Here is an 18,793-nt window from a genome sequence, read left to right as displayed (position 1 = left end):
CTCAGTGAGCTTAATGTATTAATTGATCACACAGATTGTATTGGAGCATCGACTTCAGTCGATGACATGGCCAGGCTTCGCCGCAGCCATCAGGTGCTGGCAAGTTTGTTTGAATGAATAAGAAACGCAAGGCTTTGTTTTAGTGGACTTCAGTTCAACCCCATGCCGACTGAAGTCGGCGCTCCAGGTGGTTGGTATTGATCAATCAGCACCACAGCTTGGACATCGAATGATCACAGCAATCCACCATCACCAAGTGCTTGGGATTAAAAAGAGGGGTTATGTTGAGGGAGTCGGGGGTATGGCCTGTGGTTTCAGGCGGGTCAAAAGGGGCGCTCGAACGTTTTTCTGTGTTTACATAAGCAGTCGGAACGGTGATTTCTTGGGGAAGTGGTTCATCAAGAAATGCATCTGATCGGAGATGATGTTTTTGTTTTGCAGAAAAATGTATTCGGCGTAATTCGGGGCGAATGGAATCGCCAGCAAACGCATGTTGGCCTGCAGCGGGGTGCGGTCGGCCTTGTGGTTGTTGCAGCGTTTGCAAGAAGTCACGACATTGGTCCAGACGTCTTTGCCGCCTTGCGAAACCGGTGTGACGTGATCACGTGACAGCAGGTGGCGGTGGAAAACCTGACCACAATACAGGCACAAATTCTGATCGCGCTTGAACAAAGTTTGGTTGTTCAGCGGCGGTACGTATTGGGCGAGTTGTTTGTGGATGTGGTTGTTGTAACCTTTGGTGCCGATGATGGCAGGGATGTCGTAGTAGCTTTGTTTGCCAGAAAGGGCATTGATGCCGCCGTGAAGGCGGGTGAGGGTGGCGCCGAATTCATACTGCACCATGTCTAATGCCATTAACTTGGCCACTTGTTCACAATTCAGCCATTCTAATGGCATACCCGATGCATCAGTTCTGAGGGTTTGATGCGACCCGAGGTGGTGACGTTTAATCAACTTTCTCCTGTGAGGGTTTATACAATTACAAACCAAGGCAAAAAAAATTGCAAGAATTTATGATCGCTGTCACACAAAAATAACCACCATTTCACAGAAATTTAATGAAACGCTGACTGGTCGCCATTGACCAATGTCTTAAGAATCAATGGCCTGATGACTCATAAGCCACACAGACAAAAACCAGCAGACTGTGTAAAATGGCTCCATTTTGAGGTCGCTGAAATGAAAATTTTGTACATGCTGTGGTTGCTGGTTTTTGCTGGTTTTGGCCAAGCTGTGGTGATGCGCCATGATGTGCCACCGGAATCGTATGCATTGAAAACGGCACCGGATTTTTTGATCGACATGCCGCATGAAGGATCGGCCGTGTTGATTGACCCGCAATGGCTGCTCAGTGCCGGTCATGTGGTGTATGACGACAGCTACGTCGGTCAAGCCATCTTTGTGCACGGTGTGGAACACACCATGGCACAAGTCATTTTTCACCCCAACTACAAAAAAATGCCGGATCAACCTTTCACCGGCGATGCCCAACCATTGATGGATTTTTTGTATGGGCGTTCAGATTTGGTGCTGATCAAATTAACTGAACCAGTCACCCATGCCGAGCCGATCAAACGATACCGTGGCGACGATGAGCTTGGCAAGATCACCACCACCTATGGTAAAGGGGCCACCGGAACCGGGATCACAGGTGAAAAGACATACACCAAAATGCATCGGCCATTGAACCATTTCAACAACCGCATTGACCAGGTGTTACCCAATCATTTGCTGTTTCGATTCGATCGGCCTGAGCAGGCCTTACCGCTGGAGGGTACAGTGGGATCGGGAGACAGTGGAGGTCCGACCGTCATCATGGTTGAAGGTGAGCCGCAATTGATTGGCATCCAATGTTTTCGCGATTTCAAAGGAGACCTGGCAGACTTCAAGGGTGGGGTCTATGACAGCACCGCGGTGTTGTGTCGGGTGTCCAGTCACAACCCATGGATTGATGCGGTCATCGGTCAGGGCCCTAAAGCCCAGTAGTCATTCAGGCCAAGAAGCCAGATTTGGGTTATGATGATGGACTGAGCCACAACACAGACCATCGATTATGGGGGTATTCAACGAAATCAGCTTCGTCAGGGACGAGATCAAAGACCTGCCGGGGATCAAGCGCAAACCTCCCGGCGGCATTGGCAGTTTCACCAGCCGCATTGGCCATGCCTTGTCCTTGGGCTTCAAAGAAAAAGAAATTTTCGTTTTTGGCCTGTTGCAGTGGGCGGCCATTGGCCTCGGCTATTTGTTGTGGGTACAAATGCTGGATTGGATCCCCGAATCGGTGTGGCGCAGTGCGGCTGAGTCTGACAGCGGCTCGATCGCTGATTTGGTGTTGTGGCTGTGGTCCTTTGTTTGTGTCGGCGTGGTGGCCTATCCGATTGGTATCTTGTCCGGTTGCATGGGTGCCGCGCATTTTTTGCACCGCCAAGGGCAGCCTTCATCCATCGCCGCCTGCTTACAAATGGTGATGCCACAAAGCTGGCCTTTGTGGTCATTTCACTGGATCGATGGTTGGATCACGGTCAAACGCATTTTGGATCGCTTGCCGAAAAAGGACGACAAAAGAACCACCGCACAAAAAGCAGCGGCCGAAGCTTTGTACTACGCCTGGAAACTCGGCACCGCTGGGGTGTTGCCCAACTTGGTGACCGGCCACGGTTTGATCCGCTCCGGGAAAAACTCGGTGCTGTTTGTGAAAGACAACTTCAAAGAAGTGGCCAAACTGCGCACCGGCTATTCGGCCTTGTGTTGGGTGGTGGGCATCCTGGCTTACATCGGCACCCTATTCTTGTTCATGAGCGTTGACATCGTGCCCGAAGGCGGTGAAATCTACGGTCACGTCTACACCTTTTACCTGTGGGCCGCGGTGCCGATCCTGGTCGCCACCGCGGTGATCATGTTGTTGTTGCGCCCCATCTACATCCTGGCCTTGTGTGAACTGTATTCAGAATACGTCGATCGGGAGGAGATCCCAGTGGACCTGCCAGACAACCCAGCCAAAGGCACCAGCGCCCTGGTGGCTTTTGCTTGCCTGTGCCTGATCCTCGGGGTGGTTTATCTGTTCCGCCAGGAGCTGGGCATCAGCGACATGCTGGCCACGCCTTATGGGGAATGATTGAATGGCCATCTGTAGATGGTATATCATGAATCGGATGCACCCAGCCAACCAAAATGGAGTACACGAACATGGAACCCGCTGACAAACATTTCTTGAGCCACGGCAGTGAATGGCCAGAACACGAAGATTACCTGATTGGCGACCAAGCCGGTTTACAACGTTTGCAACAAGCCATCAGCCAGGCACTGGATCATGGCGAGTCGGAACTCGACGTGGGGGATTTTGTTGGTGTGCGACTCGTTGAATCGGTGTTCTTCGAACGCGAAACGCCACACTCCATCGCAGATTCGGTGGTTTTTTGGACTGTGATTGCGGTGATTCTCGGCATTTTCTTGGTCGGATTGGTCAGCCTCATTGCTTGGTTTTTTTGATGGGTGCTTGTTTTGTATAAAACCCATTTCAAAGACGACTTCCGTTTCTGTTGGGCTTTTGCCGATGAGTTTGTCGTGATCTGTCCCCGCTGTGCGGGTAAAGCACGGGTGTTGACCAGGCAAAAGGCCAATGAACCCAAACAAACCTTTCAGCTGGTGTGCCCAGATTGTGGTTTGAGCCAAAGCAAAACAGCCGGCCCGGCTTGGCACTGTCATGCCGACCGCGACTGGGTGTTCGGACTGCCCTTGTATTACACCATCACCACATCACAAGGCCAATTGTGTGCTTTTAATGAGGCCCATTTGCAGTACATCGAAGATTTTGTCTCGGCCAAAAACCGCCTGCGCCGCCGGGATCAACACGGCTGGGCCAACCAAAGCCAAATCAGTCGCTTGCCTAAATGGGTCAAGCTGGCGAAGAACCGGGCGTTGATTTTGGCGAAGATCAGGAAGCTCAAAAGAATCGTGTAAATGGGTGGGTTACATGTATGACTTTACCCACCAGATCGATTTACCGGCGAAGAGCCTGCCCCTCGTGAAAACAGGGGCCGGTACTCAGCGTCTTTTAAGGTCTGGTAAGTGTGTCATGAAGTGGCAATGACTCGGCACCACCCCAAAGACCCTGGATCCCGGATCGGGGTCCGGGATGACGATGTTTGGTTGTTTGTGGTTCTTCAGGGCGTGTTGTGCTGAGCCGCTACCCCACCAACATGCCCGCCATGGTGGCGGAGAACAGGGAAGCGAGGGTGCCGCCGATCAGGGCTTTGATGCCGAAGCTGGACAGCACTTTGCGTTGACCGGGGGCCAGTGAGCCGATGCCGCCGACTTGGATGCCGATGGAGGCGAAGTTGGCGAAGCCGCAGAGCATGTAAGTGGCCATCAGGATGGACTTGTCGTACATCAGGTGGAATTCATTGGCGGTGTTTTTCATGTTGGCCAGGCTTTCATAGCCGACGAATTCACTGGCGATGATTTTCACGCCCAGCAGTTGGCCGAGCAGGGTGATGTCCTCCACCGCCACGCCGATCAACCACATCAAGGGGGCGAATAAATAACCCAACAAGAACTGCAAGGTCAAACCGTCATAGCGGGTGTTGTTGGCGATGATTTCATTCAGGCCGACCCATCCACCGAGCGCTTGCAGGCCGTAGTTGATCATGGCCAAGAAGGCGAAGAACACCAACAGCATGGCACCCACATTCAAGGCCAGTTTCAGGCCTTCGGTGGTGCCGTTGGTCAGGGCATCAAGCACATTGGAGCCGACTGAATCATGGCTGATTTCGATGTTGGAATTGATTTCCTCGGTCTGTGGGTAAAGCATTTTCGCCACCACAATGGCGCCAGGTGCGGCCATCACCGACGCTGCCAACAGGTGTTTGGCATAGAACTGACGCATGACTTCGTCCTCACCACCCAGGAAGCCGACATAGGCTGCCAACACCCCGCCAGCCACGGTGGCCATGCCGCCGACCATCACCAACAGGATTTCTGATTTGTTCATCGCTTCGAGGTATTTTTTGATCATCAGCGGCGATTCGGTCTGACCCAGGAAGATGTTGCCGGCCACCGACAAACTTTCGGCGCCCGAGATTTTCATGGCTTTGGTCAGCAGCCAAGCCAGGCCTTTGACGATTTTTTGGATGATGCCCAAGTAAAACAGCACTGAGGTCAGGGCCGAGAAGAACACGATGGTGGGCAGGATCATCACCGCAAAGTTGACCAGCGGAGATTCGATCTCGCCGCTGCCAAAGGAGCGGAACAGGAAGTTGGTGCCTTCCTTGGTGAAGTCCATGATCAGGATAAAGAATTTGCCGACCGCATCGAAAATGGCGCCGACGAAGGGCACATATAACACCCCAATGGCCAGAATCAATTGCATGCCGAGGCCAATTCCCACCACTTTCCAGCTGATGGCTTTGCGGTTGGCACTGAAGGCATAGGCGATGGCAACCAAGGTGAGCATGCCAATGGCACCGCGCATCAATGATTCCAGGGAAAATCCTGCGGATGGAATGATGTCCATGTGTGACCCTCTTTATTCTTATATAACCCGTCGATTATAAAGGAATGTGAAAATCAAGTCATTCACTGTTTCGGCTTGGCTGATGCCCCATGGTTTTTGGTTGGGTGAAGTCGCAGTCCAAAAAAACCGACAAGCCGCCGGCGGTCCGGCATGATCCCTGGAGCGTCGACTTCAGTCGACGACATGGCCAGGCGCTGCGCCGCAGCCATCGGGTGCTGGCATGCAACTTGGTCAGTGAATCAATGCACTGTCATAATGAGTTTCAATGGGCTTCATACCAAACCCAACGCCGACTGAAGTCGGCGTTCCAAGGATGTCATTTCTTTAAAAAAGGTGGCGAAGCCTATCCAATGAATCAGGACACTTCGACAGGCTCAGTGGGCTTGGTAGTTAAGCCAAATTGACAGAATTTTGGAGCGTCGACTTCAGTCGACGACATGGCGAGGCGTTGAGCCGCAGCCATCAGGTGCTGATATGCGGCTAGTTCAGTCAATTAACGCATTATAATGCCGAGTTTCAGTGGGCATCAGTCCATGCTTTTATACGGGTGGTGGCATTCACAGCCACTACAATGCGTGATGACTTAATTGACGCTGTGCGTGTTGGCTCCGCCAACTGGATGTACCTGTTGGCATCCCTGCCAACAGCCCTTTGGGTGCTGCGCGTGGTAAAACGGCTTTCCTGCCGTTTGATTCGGATCGGGGTCCGGGATCCAGTTGTTTTGGAATGCCGACTGAAGTCGGCGCTCCAGGGTGTTGTTTTTTTAGTTGGCGGAACACTTCGACTGGCTCAGTGAGCTTAAGGTTTGATTAATTGTTGCACCCGATCGCCACCTTGCCAATACACCAGATCGGCCACTTCGGTGGTGTTCCACAGCACCAGTTCGGCGGCTTTTCCGACTTCGATGGAGCCTTTGTCATGGTCGATGCCGAGGGCTTTGGCGGCGTTGATGGTGACGCCGCGGATGGCCTCTTCGACGGTCAGGCCGAACAGGGTGCAGGCCATGTGCAGGCACTGCAGCAGGTCGGTGGTGGGGGCGGTGCCGGGGTTGCAATCGGTGGCGATGGCCAGATCCACGCCGTGTTTTCTGAAGGCTTCGATTGGTGGTTTGCGGGTTTCGTTCAGCGCATAGAAGGCATAGGGCAACAAGGTGGCCACGGTGTCGTTGGTGGCCATTTTTTTGATGCTGGCGGTTGAGGTGTATTCGACGTGGTCGGCGGACAAACCGCAGTAGTCGGCGACCAAGCCGGCGCCTCCCAAGTCGCTGAGTTGGTCGGCGTGTAATTTCACCGGCAAGCCCCAACGCGCGGCGGCGGCAAACACCTGGTCCGTTTGTGCATAAGAGAAACCAATGCCTTCACAAAACGCATCGACCGCATCGGCCAAGTGGTTTTTCGCCACATGCGGGATCAATTCGGTGCAAATCAAATCGATGTAGCCATCGGCGTCATCGGCAAATTCTGTCGGCAGGGCATGGGCGGCCAGCAAGGTGGTCTTGACGTCCACCCCGGCTTGTTTGCCGGCGGCTTTGGCGGCGGCCAGCATCTTCAGTTCGTTGTCCACATCCAGCCCATAACCGGATTTGATTTCCACCGTCATCACACCTTGGGCTTGCAGCTGTTGCAAACGCTGGACGGTGCCGGCCACCAACTCATCCAGGCTGGCCGCGCGGGTGGCTTGGACGGTGGACAAGATGCCACCACCGGCTTGAGCGATGGCTTCGTAGCTGACACCGGCCAGGCGTTGGGCGAATTCATGGGCCCGAGAACCGGCAAACACCAAATGGGTGTGGCAATCGATCAGTCCCGGGGTCAACACCTGCCCCTGGGCATCGATGGTTTGTGTGCTGGTATATTCATGGGACTCATGGGCTGCCCCCACCCAAACGATGCGGCCCTGATCGCAGGCCACCGTGCCATGGTCGATCAGGCCGCAAGGCTGGCCGTTGTCGGCGCAAGTGATCAGCCGGGCCTGGTGGATCAGTAAATCGCAGTTTTTTTTCATTGTGTTCGCTGGCCGATTGGCCTACAGTTCAGTTTTCTTCATTATCCAAAAATGGGTGCTGGATGAACAGTTATTTTTTTCAAGCCGCCTTGCTGCCCGATGGCTGGCATCAGCGGGTGCGGGCGGTGGTGTCCGAGGGTCGCTTCATCGAAGTGGTGGCCGAGACCGAACCGCAAGCCGGTGATCAACACCTGGGCGTGGTGATCCCGGCCATGCCCAACGGCCATTCGCATGTGTTTCAACGGGCCATGGCCGGCCTGGCTGAACACCGCAGCACCGATGCCGCAGCGGGTCAGGACAGTTTTTGGACCTGGCGCGAGCGGATGTATCAACTGGCCAATGAGCTGGATCATGACGGTTTGTATCAAGTGGCCAAAGCCTGTTATCAGGAGATGCGTGAGACCGGTTACGCCGCGGTTTGTGAGTTCCATTACCTGCACCGCCGGTTGGATGATCCCAGCGATTACCACAGCCATTCGCTGGCCTTGTTGCAAGCGGCGGCTGAGGTGGGACTGCCGATCACTTTGTTACCGGTGTTGTATGCTTTTGCTGGAGTCGGTGACCAACCATTGAACCCGCTGCAACAACGCTTTGGTTTGTCGGTTGAAGAATACTTGGATTTGCACCACCGGATCAAACCACAGTTGCAAGCCGAACAACACTTGGGCATTTGCTTTCATTCGATCCGGGCGGTCAATCAACAGCAAATGAAGGCGGTCATCGAGGCCTTGCCCAACGACACACCGATCCACATCCACATTGCCGAACAGCAGGCCGAGGTCGAGCAATCTTTGGCCCATTACGGACAGCGACCGGTGGCTTGGTTGCTGGACCAGTTTGCGGTGGATCGGCGTTGGAATTTGGTGCATGCCACCCACCTGGATGCGGCTGAGGTCGAACACATCGCCGACAGCGGCGCGGTGGCGGTGCTGTGTCCTTTGACCGAAGCCAACTTGGGTGATGGCATCTTCCCGATGCCGGCATTCAAACAACTAAAGGGTCTGTGGGCCATTGGTTCGGACAGCCACGTGGAAATCCAGCCACAGCAAGAACTGAAAATGCTCGAATACAGCCAACGCCTGCTGCAGCAACAACGCAACGTGTGCTGCAGTGAAGCCCAGCCCCATGTCGGCACCTGGCAATGGCTGCAGGCGGTGCAAGGGGGCAACCAGGCCTGTGGTTTCGCCGCGGCAGGCATCCGTGTCGGCGCCTTGTCAGGGGTGGTGGCGCTGTTGGGCCATGAGCCCGCACGCCGTGCCGAGCAGTTATTGGACGCGTGGATTTTCTCTGATCGGGTGTCGATCAAGAGTCACCGCTTGTGAACAAACAGGGCCGTTGACAGTCTCAACATGTCCTCAACGGCCCCGTGATAGAATGCCAAACCATGTCCACAAATAAGCGTCAATCAAACAACATCGTGTTGGTCGGTCCCATGGGAGCCGGCAAAACCACAGTGGGCAAACAGATGGCCCATTTTCTGGGCAAAACCTTTGTCGATGTGGACCATGAATTGGAAAGCCGCACTGGGGTGTCGATCAATTTGATTTTTGAAATTGAAAAAGAAGCCGGCTTCCGGGCCCGCGAAACGGCCATGCTGGCGGAATTGTTGAGCCGGGAAAATTGCGTGATTGCCACCGGCGGCGGCATCGTGGTAACACCGGAAAACCGACAAATTTTGCAAGACACCGACGCTTTGGTGGTCTACTTAAAGACTGAAGTGAAACACCAGTTGAAGCGTTTGAAGCGGGACAAACAGCGGCCGTTGTTGCAAGGCACCGGCCGACGCGAGCGCTTGTTGAACCTGGCCCGCATCCGCAACCCCTGGTATGAACAAGTCAGCGACGTGTCTTTTGCCAGTGGCCGTACCAGTTCGTACGGCATGGCCAAAAAGATCGTGCAATACCTGAAATCACCGGAAGACCGCAAAATACAAAAAAAACGATGAAACCATTGACCATTAACTTGCCTGGGGGCAGTTACCCGATTTTGCTTGAAGCCAACTGCTTTGCCCTGGATGAGATCAAACCGCTGTGGCAACAGCGCAAGGTGATGATCGTCACCAACCAAGTGGTGGCCCCCTTGTATTTGGCAGAGGTCAAACGCCAATTCGGTGACCAGCCGGTGTTCAGCTGCATCCTGCCCGATGGCGAAGACCACAAAACTGTGGCCAGTTGGCAACTCATTTTGGATGCCTTGGCCGAACACCAATTCAACCGCAGTGATTTATTGGTGTCACTGGGCGGCGGGGTGATCTGCGACATGACCGGCTTTGCCGCTGCCAGCTGGATGCGCGGCATTGACTTCATCCAAATCCCCACCACCCTGTTGTCCCAAATCGATGCGTCGGTGGGGGGCAAGACCGGCATCAACCACCCCCACGGCAAGAACCTGATCGGGGCTTTTCACCAACCCCGGGCGGTGGTGATCAATGCCAGTACCTTGAACACCTTGCCGACCCGGGAATTCAATGCCGGTATTGGTGAAGCGATTAAATACGGCGGCATCAACCAGGCCGACTTTTTTTATTGGCTGGCGGCGCAAGCCGCAGCGATCAAAGCCTTGGAGCCCGACACCCTGATGTCGTTGATCACGCAATGCTGTCAATTCAAAGCCGACATCGTGGAACAAGACGAAAAAGAGCAGGGTGTGCGGGCCTTGTTGAACCTGGGCCACACCTTTGGCCATGCCATTGAAACCGCCACCGAATACAGTTATTTACACGGTGAAGCGGTGGCTTTGGGCCTGGTCATGGCGGCCGAAATGTCGGCGCAGCAGGGGTATGCCGGGCCTGAAATACGAAAAATGCTGGAAAACTTGTTGCAAGCCTTTGATTTGCCGATTATGCTGGATTCACCCATCAGCGCAGACGACTTATTGAATTTAATGAAATCCGATAAAAAAGTGGTCAATGATCAGCACCGTTTGATCCTCATGCGAGGCTTGGGTGACGCTTTCATTGCCGATGGCCTCACCGATGCCGACATCCTACAAACCCTCAACACCTGTCTCCAGCCTGGAGGTTCGGTTTGATGCGTTGGCCCAAAACCTGGCTGATCAGCGCTTGGCTGGGCTGTTTGTGGTTGCCACTGGCGGTGGCCCAGAACGGTGAAGATGCGGATGAAGAGCAGCCACCACCGGAGACTGAAATCGTCTGTTTTGCGGCCAAAAAACAATGGGTTTGTGCGCCGGCCGATGACAAGGACAAAGCGCACCAAAAGGCCATGAAATTGGCCGAGCAACCCGATCAAGTTGAATCATTCAATGACGGCCAGGTGGAAATCCAAACCATGCCGAGCGGGCAAAATTTTGCGCAACAGGTACAAGAGGTTGATCCCAACTCCTTGCAAGCCCAGATTCAAGACTTCATTCCCCGCGAAACGGCGGTCAATGAACAGCCAGCTGCCGCCAATGAGGCTGCTCGGGCCAGCGACCAAACAGCCGAGCCAAGCAACCCTCTGGCCCAAGCCGATGCGCCAGCCGGCGAACCGGTGATGGCGGACCCTGAATCCACCGTGACCATGGCCCAAGCCGATTCCGAACCGCCAGTCAATCGCGATGATTTGATGGATCAGCCAGCTGAGCCGGTGACCCGGCCGAGCAATCCCAGCCGCCAAAATACCAGCAATGATGGGTCTGCGGTGGCCAATGATTTTCGGGCCTGGCAACGCAATCACCCCGAACAGTGGGCGTTCCAAGTGGTGGGCACCTCCAACCGCCACCACATCGATGATTTCGTGCGCACCTCGGGCATCCAAGCCATGCCCCATGCGGTGGTCCGCACCGAAGTCAATGGCGCCGATTGGTGGGTGGTGTTGGTCGGTTTGTTTGACAGCCGTGAACAAGCCTTGAGTCAACGCCACACCTTGCCCGATGCCCTGGCTGGCAATGCCTGGGTGCGACAAATCCAAACCATCGTGGGTCAAGCCGACTGATTGCTTGCAATAAAAACCGATCACCCAGGTCTCCTTGATCATCTGATTGTTGGAGCCCACTTTTGAAATCTTGCCTATTTGCCTTGCTCACGGTTTTGTCTGGACCGACTTGGTCAGCAGAAAACACCGCTTGGTCATTGGCCGATGCCAGCGGAAAAGTACACCACTTCCCCACAGATGCGATGGCCAATCAACAGGTCACGGTGTTGTTTTTTTGGGCCACTTGGTGCCCATACTGTCAAGAACTGATGCCCCACATCCAAAGCGCCCTGCATCAGTACGAATCCCCGCTGAATTTAAAGGTATTGGCATTGAACGTGCATGAAGATGCCGACCCCCAGGCCTATCTCAACAGCAAAGGCCACACCTTCACATTGATGCCTGAGGCTGAACAAGTGGCGGACTTGTATCAAATGCATGGCACCCCTGGGGTGTTGATCTTTGATGCCAAAGGCCAGTTGGTGTTCGATTTGCGAAATGTACAGGCCGATCACCTGGTCAGAAAAAACGCCGGTCATGGGGCCAAAAGCATGCGCAAAGCCCCTTATTGGGCGGCACTTATCAGGCAGGCATTGCAGCAACTGGTCGATGGCGCCTAAAATGGGTGCATGATGAACCGTTTCTCAACCGACCAATGCAGCTTGTTGGTGATCGATGTGCAAGGCCGCCTGGCCGAGTTGATGCACCACAAACAGCGGCTGTTTAAGCACTTGTCTACCCTGATCCAAGCCGCTGAGCTGTTGGATATTCCGATTCATTGGTTTGAACAATACCCCCAGGGACTGGGCCCCACCAAGCCCGAGATCAAGGACCTGTTGGGTGCCGCTTTCTACCATGAAAAAATCACCTTCAGTGCTTGTGGGGTGCCTGAATTCATGTGCCAGCTGCGGGCCAGCGGCCGCCGCCAGGTCATCGTCAGTGGCATCGAAGCGCATGTCTGCGTCTACCAAACGGTGTTGGATTTGTTGGCCCAGGGCTTTGCGGTCAAAGTCAACCAACAGGCCGTGGCCTCCCGCGCCAAGGACAACAAAAAACTCGGGCTGCACAACATGCAGTTGGCCGGCGCCGAGCTGACCAGCACCGAAATGATCTTGTTTGAGCTGATGCAAAGTGCCGAGCATCCACGCTTTCGCGAGATTTCTGCCTTGCTTAAATAAGCTGGGTGACCGACCGAATGTTGCTGCAGCCCAGATCAATTTCGTTATAATGATGGGCTGATTCATTACCCATAAACCAACATGCAACTCAATCAGGATTTCATGATATTGCACCGCAAGGGTCAATCCATGGTGTCGCAAATTTCCGGCGTCGCAGCGCCCTTGGTGATCCATGAGCCGGATGTGTTGTTGTTGTCTTATTTTTTGCGCGATGGCCAGTTCGAGCAGGCCGCCGAACAATTCATTGCCCATCCGTGGGTCCAAACCTGGATCCCCCACATCCAAACCGCCGGGGTGAGCCAACGCCTGGCCCAGTTTGAACAAGCCGGCTTGTTCCAAACCGCGCAGGCGCCGAATGACGCATTGGGCTTGTTACCACTGGCTTGGCACGATGAAGATGAGCCCGTGGCTTTGCCCAGCAACTTGAGCCTCAGCAGCCACGCCGCCATTTCGCTGCACGGTGAGGGCTTTTTCGCCTGTTCCAAACAAGACGGCTTACCGCGCTTGCTGCCCACCGCGTGGGTCATCTTGATGTTGGCTTTTGGTGAGGGTCAACCGGTGGCAGAGGTGCTGCAAGACAAGGCCTTTTTGTTGGAGGAAGACCCTGAGGCTGTGCTCAAAACGCTGTACCACCATGGTTTTTTGATTGCCCAAAAACATGTGGCCAAACAACTGCAAGCCGAGGCCACACAATATGCCGAAGTCAAACCCGGCAGCGACTTCGTGTCTTGGGAGCAACTGACCCCGGATGACCGCATTCCGGTGTACTTCGTGCCGCACATGGAAAACCATTTTCCTTTGGCCCTGGGCATCATTTACAGTGCCCTGGCGGAACACAAAGGCGGTGAGTTATTGGACAAGTTTCAACTCATCCCGATCACCTTTTTACACCCCAGTGATTTGATCAACGGGCCTTACCGCAAGTTCAAAACCGGCGTGTGGTTGTTTTCCAATTACATGTGGTCGATGGATGTGAACTTGCAAGTCAGCCACGCCATCAAGAACCACGACCGACGCAATTTGACCATCCACGGTGGTCCCAGCACGCCTGAATACAAGCAGGCCAGTGCCGACTTCATGGCCGCCAACCCCTCGGTCGACATTTCGGTGCATGGCGAAGGCGAAGTGGCGATCACCGAACTGTTTGAACAGTTGGTGCAAACCGCCGAAGGGGAAGTGACCTACCAACAAGACGCCCTGGCCGAAGTGGCCGGCATCACCTTCCGTGACAAACGCCTGGGTGGTTTGATCCGCACCCCCAAACGCACCCGCATGGCGGCCCCCGATGCGGTGCCTTCACCGTATCTGAGTGGTTTGTTTGATGGTTATCAGGGGCGGGTGGAAGCGGCCATCATTGAATCGAACCGCGGTTGTCCCTTTGGTTGTACCTTTTGTGATTGGGGATCGGCGACCAACCAAAAAGTGCGCAAGTTTGATTTGGACCGGGTCAAACAAGAAATCGATTGGATCGGCCGCCACAAAGTGCGGGTGATCTGGATCGCCGATGCCAACTTTGGGTTGTACGACCGCGACATTGAACTGTCGCAATTCATCGTCGACACCAAAGCCAAATATGGCTACCCGCAGGAAGTGGTGGTCAACTACACCAAAAATTCAACCTGGCGCTTGGTCGAGATCATCAAGGTGTTCACTGCTGGCGGCATCATTTCGCAAGGCATCATTTCAATCCAGACCACCGATGAAAAGACTTTGGAAGTGATCAACCGCAAGAACATCAAAACCGAAAAGTACGATGAGTTGACCAAGGTGTTTTATGATTTGAAGTTGCCTTTGTCCACCGACCTGATGATTGGCTTGCCTGGCATCACCGTGGCGGCCTTCAACAACGATTTGCAGCGTTACATCGACATGGACGTGTCGGTCAAAGCCTACCCCACGCAGTTGTTACCCAACAGCCCGATGGCCGATCCCGAGTACATTGAAAAATACCAGATCAAGGTGGATGAACAGGATTTTGTGATTTCATCTTACAGTTTCACCGAGCAAGACCTGCATTGGATGAAAGCGATGTACCAAATTTACACCATGGCCGATGGCTATTCTTTGTTGCGCTATGTGATTCGCTTTTTGCAATGGGAACATGGCATCCGTGCCATTGATTTCCTGCAAGACCTGCTGCGTTTTGTGCAGCAACACCCCCAACGCCACCAACAAATCACATGGGCGGTGCGGTTTTTCAATCAGGACAAGTGCATGCCCGGTGGCTGGACGCTGTTTTATCAACAAGTGGCCCATTACCTGGAACATGAGTTGGGCATCGCCACGGATTCAGCCTTGGAGACCATCCTCAAGGTCAACCAGTTGTGCATGCCGGATGACACCTTAAGTTACCCCTTGCAGGTCAGTTTGCCACATGATTTTTCGGCTTATTTTACCGCGCGATCCAGTGAGGCGAGGCACAAAGACACGCCCCTGAGCCATTACCCACCGGCCCAGTTCCACGTGTCCGACCCCAACAGCATGGTCAGCATCGATCTGGACTACCTGCAATACGATTCACACCAGTATTTTTGGGAGCTGCATTCGGCCGTGGCACGGCCAAAATCGGTCTCTGAGTTCGCCGAATCCTGACTTCCGGCACTGCCTTTGGGCGTTCAATTTTGGTATTTTGATTGTTATCCGGTACATGAGGTACGGGCACAACGGTAAAGACAATGATTGAAGCGTTCATCGGTATATTGATTTTAATGGTCCTGACCAAAGTCCTGTTTTGGGTTTTGGTGGTGCTGTTCAGCCCGATCATTTTGGTGGTGGGGATTGTGCTGTCGATTGCTTTGGGCGCGGCCTTGATTGTCGGCGGAGCCTTCTTGTTGCTGTTCAAGATTTTGTTGCTGCCCCTGTTGTTGCTGTTGTTGCTGCCATTCTGCTGGGTTTCATAAGCCAACCCTTGGATCCAGATACCAGGATCACCATGCTGTGGCGGGGTAAAAAGAGACATCCTTGTCTCAGTGGCTGTCCTTATCACCGTCCTTGATGGTCGCACCTCCTGTCTTCAGTCCATGAAGTACAGATCCTTCTGTGCCCAAATCCAGTCATCTTCCATGACTGATTTTCCAACTAGGGTTGATCGATGGTGAACTCGATGGTTTGTGTCACTTGGTAGGGAACGGCCTGACCATCGACCACTTTGGGGTGAAACCGCCACTTCATGACGCTTCTTTTGGCTGCATCATTGAATACCCGTGCTGGTTTGGCTTGTAACACCTCGACGCTTGAAGCCATGCCAAACTCATTGACACTGATCAATAACTTGACCCAGCCTTCAGTTTTGTTGATCAGTGCTTCTCGTGGATACATGGGTGCCATTGAAGTTTGCACGCCACCTGATGAAAAATCAGTGCCTGTAATGCCAGTTCCCACGCCGTTGAACTTGAACCCTGCCAACAAATTGAAGTCGCTGGCCGAAGTGTTGGGCAGTGGCAGGTCAATGCTTGTGGTGTCACCCGTGTCGGGTTGCATCAGTGGCATGGCCGGCGCCTGAGCGGTGGTTTGTTGCTCGGGCTCTTCAGGTCGATCCCGTGGCGTGGTTTTCACCTCCTCGTATTCGTTGACCCAAGAGAATTTGAAATCCAGGTCGCTGCTGGCAGCCGGTTTTTTGGCTTGGCTCAACAATCCCTTCATGCCAATGAACAGGGCGGCGGTGATGCCCAATCCCAGTAATCCTGCTAAAGAAAATCGAATCATTTTTTCCATGGCGCTGCTCCTTACTATTTATTGTTATTGTGTGAAGTATGACTTTTGGCACAGATGAAAGGTTCAACAAAAAATCGGTCCAATCCATGGCCACAGGCTCACTTTTGTGCCTAAGTGATTGAAATAAAATGTTAAAAAAATGAAGAAAATTTTTAACATGGGGCTGTCAAAAAGCACCGCCAACGCCGGCATGCAGATTTGATACAATCATCACCATCAATCACCCAAGCCCTGGAAACGCCGTTGTGTCTGCCATCATATTGTTCAACAAACCTTACCAAGTGCTGTGCCAATTCACCGACTCAGAAGGCCGGGCCCACCTGGGTGACCACATCCAACAGCCGGGATTTTATGCCGCAGGTCGGTTGGATTATGATTCGGAAGGCTTGCTGTTGTTGACCGATGACGGCCCCACCCAGCACCGCATCAGCAGTGGTCAAGTTCACAAGACCTATGTGGTGCAGGTCGAAGGTCTGGCCCAAGCCAAACACCTGCAACGGCTGCGCCAAGGGGTCCGGGTCAAAGACTATGTGGCCCAGGCCCTGGACATCGAGGTGTTGGGCAAAAAGCCGGCCTGGTTGTGGCCGCGCCAGCCACCGATCAGACAGCGCAAAAACCAACCAACCAGCTGGCTGCAGCTGACCATCAACCAAGGCAAAAACCGTCAAGTCAGGCGCATGTGTGCTGCGGCTGGGCTGCCGGTGTTGCGTTTGTTGCGCACCCAAATCGGTGATTTCAAACTGGGTGATTTGGCCCCCGGTGAGCTGACTTGGCACGAATTGACATGAAAAAAATCAAATTCGGCGTAACATTCTGGACCATGGTCCGTTTTACAGGCATCAAACAACGAAACGAGGTTTAAATGAAATACATCTTATTGATCTTATTGGCCGCCGCTGTCACCGTACAGGCCGGTGTGTTTGGCAGCGAGAAAGTGGCTGCTGGCACCAACTCACCCGAAAAAGACTATGATTCGGTCAATGGCAGCATCACCGTCGGTGCCAAAGCCCATGTTGACAACTTGGACACCGTCAATGGGTCGATCAAAGTGGCCGATCAGGCCATCGTGGGTAAAGTCGAAACTGTCAATGGCAGCATCAAGTTCCAAGACGGTGTGACCGCCGACCACGCCGAAACCGTGAATGGATCGATCACTTTGGGTGACGGTTGCATGATCAAAGGCCATGCCGAAACCGTCAATGGTTCGATTGCAGCTGGCTCGGGTTGTGTGATCGAAGGCCGCTTGGAAACCGTCAACGGCAAAATCACCGCAATTGGTTCAGAGGTGGATGGCAACATCGAAACCGTTAATGGCAACATCAAGTTAGACGGCGGCACGGTGGTCGATGGCGATGTGATCATTGAAAAATCCACCGGCTGGTTCAACAGCAACAAAAAAGTCCCCGAAGTTCACATCGGTGAAAACGTGGTGGTCAAAGGCGATTTGATTTTCAAGAAAAAAGTCAAATTGTACATTGCCGACAGTGCCCAAGTGGGTGAAATCATCGGTGATGACATCATTGATATGTGACCAGACTCAACTCACTGGAGTCGCTCTCATCCAAGGCTTGCCACAACCGGGCAAGCCTTTTTTTTGCCACCGGGTGTCGGTATTCTGGGGCCAGATCCTGCAAGGGTTTGAGCACGTATTTGCGGGTCAAAATTTCAGCCCGCGGCAGTTGAATGGATCCTTCATTCAGGCACCAGTCATCACACAACAACAGGTCAATGTCCAAGGTGCGGTTGGAATAGCGGGGGCGACTGCGATCGCGACCGTGCCGGTCCTCCAGCCACTGCAACCAGGGTTTCAGTTTTTGTGGGGTGAATGCGGTTTCAATTTGCACCGCCAGGTTGTGAAAATCAGCCCCGGCAAAGCCATAAGATGGCGATTGGTAAATCGGCGAAATCCGCAAACGGGCAAAAGCACAACGCAGGTGCTGCAAACACGATTCGATGTTGGCTTGGCGGTCGATGTTGCTGCCAATGCCGAGAAAGATGCGGTGTTTGGGGGTCATGAAAAAACCGACCCCAGGCTCGGCCACGGCTGCTTTTGGGTGGCGACCAAAACCATGTAAATCACCGCCAGGGTAGCCAGCACATAGCCCAGCCATTGGGCCCAGCCACGGCGTTTCATGGCCACGGTACCCAGGCCAATGTAAGCCAGCAAAGCCAGCAGTTTGGCCCCCAACCAGGGCACTTGCCAGGGCACCAAGGCAATCATCACTGCCAAGGTGACGCCGCTGAGCAGCAGCAGGGTGTCAATCGCGTGGGGCATCATCCGCAAGATCTTCGGCATCGGTCGCTGACTGACATGAAAGCGCCAGTAGCGATACTGGAACAAGAGCAGGCTGATGATCACCATCCACAGGTGAAAATGCTTTACAATGTTGTACATAACAATTAATGATCAAACAAACAGGGGTGTCGACAGCTCAAGAGACGCCGTTGAGGGTATTGTATCAGCAAAACCACCG

The 18,793-nt window shown here is 53.6% G+C and carries 20 protein-coding genes; 14 read left to right on the top strand and 6 right to left on the bottom strand.

Annotation, left to right across the window (positions count from 1 at the left end):
* Positions 1 to 354: 354 nt before the first annotated feature.
* Entirely contained in the window at positions 355 to 855 is a 501-nt protein-coding gene (locus K7G70_RS04825; protein ID WP_223787468.1) for an HNH endonuclease, read from the bottom strand.
* 324 nt (positions 856 to 1,179) lie between these two features.
* Here K7G70_RS04825 and K7G70_RS04820 point away from each other — a divergent pair, with 324 nt between their 5' ends.
* The 4 genes from K7G70_RS04820 to K7G70_RS04805 all read left to right on the top strand — a co-directional run bounded on the left by K7G70_RS04820 (position 1,180) and on the right by K7G70_RS04805 (position 3,960).
* Positions 1,180 to 1,986: a trypsin-like serine protease gene (locus tag K7G70_RS04820; RefSeq protein WP_223787467.1), complete on the top strand. Its 807-nt coding sequence runs from the start codon at positions 1,180 to 1,182 to the stop codon at positions 1,984 to 1,986.
* Between the two features lie 67 nt (positions 1,987 to 2,053).
* Positions 2,054 to 3,115, top strand: a complete 1,062-nt coding sequence (locus K7G70_RS04815; protein WP_223787466.1) for a hypothetical protein — start codon at positions 2,054 to 2,056, stop codon at positions 3,113 to 3,115.
* Positions 3,116 to 3,171: 56 nt separating this feature from the next.
* Positions 3,172 to 3,489: a hypothetical protein gene (locus K7G70_RS04810; protein WP_223787465.1), complete on the top strand. Its 318-nt coding sequence runs from the start codon at positions 3,172 to 3,174 to the stop codon at positions 3,487 to 3,489.
* A 12-nt stretch (positions 3,490 to 3,501) separates the two neighbouring features.
* Positions 3,502 to 3,960 carry a hypothetical protein gene (locus K7G70_RS04805; protein WP_223787464.1) on the top strand — a complete coding sequence of 153 codons (459 nt, stop codon included), beginning with the start codon at positions 3,502 to 3,504 and terminating at the stop codon, positions 3,958 to 3,960.
* Between the two features lie 226 nt (positions 3,961 to 4,186).
* Here K7G70_RS04805 and K7G70_RS04800 read toward each other — a convergent pair whose 3' ends face one another.
* Positions 4,187 to 5,512: a NupC/NupG family nucleoside CNT transporter gene (locus K7G70_RS04800; protein ID WP_223787463.1), complete on the bottom strand. Its 1,326-nt coding sequence runs from the start codon at positions 5,510 to 5,512 to the stop codon at positions 4,187 to 4,189.
* Positions 5,513 to 6,310: 798 nt separating this feature from the next.
* A complete protein-coding gene (gene hutI, locus K7G70_RS04795; protein WP_223787462.1) occupies positions 6,311 to 7,516 on the bottom strand; it encodes an imidazolonepropionase in 1,206 nt (401 codons plus the stop codon).
* A 62-nt stretch (positions 7,517 to 7,578) separates the two neighbouring features.
* On the opposite strand from hutI, the gene hutF reads away from it, so the two are divergent.
* The 8 genes from hutF (at position 7,579) to K7G70_RS04755 (ending at position 15,505) form a co-directional block, all read left to right on the top strand.
* Positions 7,579 to 8,838, top strand: coding sequence for a formimidoylglutamate deiminase (gene hutF, locus K7G70_RS04790; protein WP_223787461.1), 1,260 nt, complete (start codon positions 7,579 to 7,581; stop codon positions 8,836 to 8,838).
* A gap of 62 nt (positions 8,839 to 8,900) precedes the next feature.
* On the top strand, positions 8,901 to 9,461 hold the full coding sequence (locus K7G70_RS04785; protein WP_223787460.1) for a shikimate kinase: 561 nt from the start codon (positions 8,901 to 8,903) through the stop codon (positions 9,459 to 9,461).
* Positions 9,458 to 10,546: a 3-dehydroquinate synthase gene (gene aroB / locus K7G70_RS04780; protein ID WP_223787459.1), complete on the top strand. Its 1,089-nt coding sequence runs from the start codon at positions 9,458 to 9,460 to the stop codon at positions 10,544 to 10,546. The genes K7G70_RS04785 and aroB overlap by 4 nt, the downstream gene beginning before the upstream one ends.
* Positions 10,546 to 11,448 carry an SPOR domain-containing protein gene (locus K7G70_RS04775; protein WP_223787458.1) on the top strand — a complete coding sequence of 301 codons (903 nt, stop codon included), beginning with the start codon at positions 10,546 to 10,548 and terminating at the stop codon, positions 11,446 to 11,448. The genes aroB and K7G70_RS04775 overlap by 1 nt, the downstream gene beginning before the upstream one ends.
* Positions 11,449 to 11,510: 62 nt before the next feature.
* Positions 11,511 to 12,047 carry a TlpA family protein disulfide reductase gene (locus K7G70_RS04770; RefSeq protein ID WP_223787457.1) on the top strand — a complete coding sequence of 179 codons (537 nt, stop codon included), beginning with the start codon at positions 11,511 to 11,513 and terminating at the stop codon, positions 12,045 to 12,047.
* Positions 12,048 to 12,056: 9 nt separating this feature from the next.
* Complete coding sequence (locus tag K7G70_RS04765; protein WP_223787456.1) at positions 12,057 to 12,605, top strand: isochorismatase family protein; 549 nt, start codon at positions 12,057 to 12,059, stop codon at positions 12,603 to 12,605.
* A gap of 81 nt (positions 12,606 to 12,686) precedes the next feature.
* Positions 12,687 to 15,197 (top strand): B12-binding domain-containing radical SAM protein, encoded by a 2,511-nt coding sequence (locus K7G70_RS04760; RefSeq protein WP_223787455.1) that lies wholly within the window; start codon positions 12,687 to 12,689, stop codon positions 15,195 to 15,197.
* 116 nt (positions 15,198 to 15,313) lie between these two features.
* Positions 15,314 to 15,505, top strand: a complete 192-nt coding sequence (locus tag K7G70_RS04755) for a hypothetical protein (RefSeq protein ID WP_223787454.1) — start codon at positions 15,314 to 15,316, stop codon at positions 15,503 to 15,505.
* Between the two features lie 178 nt (positions 15,506 to 15,683).
* Here the strand turns inward: K7G70_RS04755 and K7G70_RS04750 are convergent, their stop codons facing one another.
* On the bottom strand, positions 15,684 to 16,319 hold the full coding sequence (locus K7G70_RS04750; RefSeq protein WP_223787453.1) for an energy transducer TonB: 636 nt from the start codon (positions 16,317 to 16,319) through the stop codon (positions 15,684 to 15,686).
* 245 nt (positions 16,320 to 16,564) lie between these two features.
* On the opposite strand from K7G70_RS04750, the gene K7G70_RS04745 reads away from it, so the two are divergent.
* Both K7G70_RS04745 and K7G70_RS04740 read left to right on the top strand, forming a co-directional pair.
* Entirely contained in the window at positions 16,565 to 17,107 is a 543-nt protein-coding gene (locus tag K7G70_RS04745) for a pseudouridine synthase (protein ID WP_223787452.1), read from the top strand.
* Positions 17,108 to 17,181: 74 nt separating this feature from the next.
* A complete protein-coding gene (locus K7G70_RS04740; RefSeq protein ID WP_223787451.1) occupies positions 17,182 to 17,850 on the top strand; it encodes a DUF4097 family beta strand repeat-containing protein in 669 nt (222 codons plus the stop codon).
* Here K7G70_RS04740 and folK read toward each other — a convergent pair.
* Together folK and K7G70_RS04730 are read right to left on the bottom strand one after the other, a co-directional pair.
* Entirely contained in the window at positions 17,837 to 18,334 is a 498-nt protein-coding gene (gene folK / locus K7G70_RS04735) for a 2-amino-4-hydroxy-6-hydroxymethyldihydropteridine diphosphokinase (protein ID WP_223787450.1), read from the bottom strand. The genes K7G70_RS04740 and folK overlap by 14 nt on opposite strands.
* On the bottom strand, positions 18,331 to 18,714 hold the full coding sequence (locus K7G70_RS04730) for a SirB2 family protein (RefSeq protein WP_223787449.1): 384 nt from the start codon (positions 18,712 to 18,714) through the stop codon (positions 18,331 to 18,333). The genes folK and K7G70_RS04730 overlap by 4 nt, the downstream gene beginning before the upstream one ends.
* Positions 18,715 to 18,793: the final 79 nt, after the last annotated feature.

Origin of the sequence: Marinicella meishanensis (assembly GCF_019931145.1) — a bacterium.
GTDB classification, from domain to species: Bacteria; Pseudomonadota; Gammaproteobacteria; order Xanthomonadales; family Marinicellaceae; genus Marinicella; species Marinicella meishanensis.
This window is presented reverse-complemented; position numbering and strand designations above follow the sequence as displayed.

Excerpts from the sequence above, each read along its gene's own strand:
- K7G70_RS04825 (WP_223787468.1), bottom strand. The coding sequence starts at position 855 with ATGGCATTAGACATGGTGCAGTATGAATTCGGCGCCACCCTCACCCGC.
- K7G70_RS04820 (WP_223787467.1), top strand. The coding sequence starts at position 1,180 with ATGAAAATTTTGTACATGCTGTGGTTGCTGGTTTTTGCTGGTTTTGGC.
- K7G70_RS04815 (WP_223787466.1), top strand. The coding sequence starts at position 2,054 with ATGGGGGTATTCAACGAAATCAGCTTCGTCAGGGACGAGATCAAAGAC.
- K7G70_RS04810 (WP_223787465.1), top strand. The coding sequence starts at position 3,172 with ATGGAGTACACGAACATGGAACCCGCTGACAAACATTTCTTGAGCCAC.
- K7G70_RS04800 (WP_223787463.1), bottom strand. The coding sequence starts at position 5,512 with ATGGACATCATTCCATCCGCAGGATTTTCCCTGGAATCATTGATGCGC.
- hutI (WP_223787462.1), bottom strand. The coding sequence starts at position 7,516 with ATGAAAAAAAACTGCGATTTACTGATCCACCAGGCCCGGCTGATCACT.
- hutF (WP_223787461.1), top strand. The coding sequence starts at position 7,579 with ATGAACAGTTATTTTTTTCAAGCCGCCTTGCTGCCCGATGGCTGGCAT.
- K7G70_RS04785 (WP_223787460.1), top strand. The coding sequence starts at position 8,901 with ATGTCCACAAATAAGCGTCAATCAAACAACATCGTGTTGGTCGGTCCC.
- aroB (WP_223787459.1), top strand. The coding sequence starts at position 9,458 with ATGAAACCATTGACCATTAACTTGCCTGGGGGCAGTTACCCGATTTTG.
- K7G70_RS04775 (WP_223787458.1), top strand. The coding sequence starts at position 10,546 with ATGCGTTGGCCCAAAACCTGGCTGATCAGCGCTTGGCTGGGCTGTTTG.
- K7G70_RS04765 (WP_223787456.1), top strand. The coding sequence starts at position 12,057 with ATGATGAACCGTTTCTCAACCGACCAATGCAGCTTGTTGGTGATCGAT.
- K7G70_RS04760 (WP_223787455.1), top strand. The coding sequence starts at position 12,687 with ATGCAACTCAATCAGGATTTCATGATATTGCACCGCAAGGGTCAATCC.
- K7G70_RS04755 (WP_223787454.1), top strand. The coding sequence starts at position 15,314 with ATGGTCCTGACCAAAGTCCTGTTTTGGGTTTTGGTGGTGCTGTTCAGC.
- K7G70_RS04750 (WP_223787453.1), bottom strand. The coding sequence starts at position 16,319 with ATGGAAAAAATGATTCGATTTTCTTTAGCAGGATTACTGGGATTGGGC.
- K7G70_RS04740 (WP_223787451.1), top strand. The coding sequence starts at position 17,182 with ATGAAATACATCTTATTGATCTTATTGGCCGCCGCTGTCACCGTACAG.
- folK (WP_223787450.1), bottom strand. The coding sequence starts at position 18,334 with ATGACCCCCAAACACCGCATCTTTCTCGGCATTGGCAGCAACATCGAC.
- K7G70_RS04730 (WP_223787449.1), bottom strand. The coding sequence starts at position 18,714 with ATGTACAACATTGTAAAGCATTTTCACCTGTGGATGGTGATCATCAGC.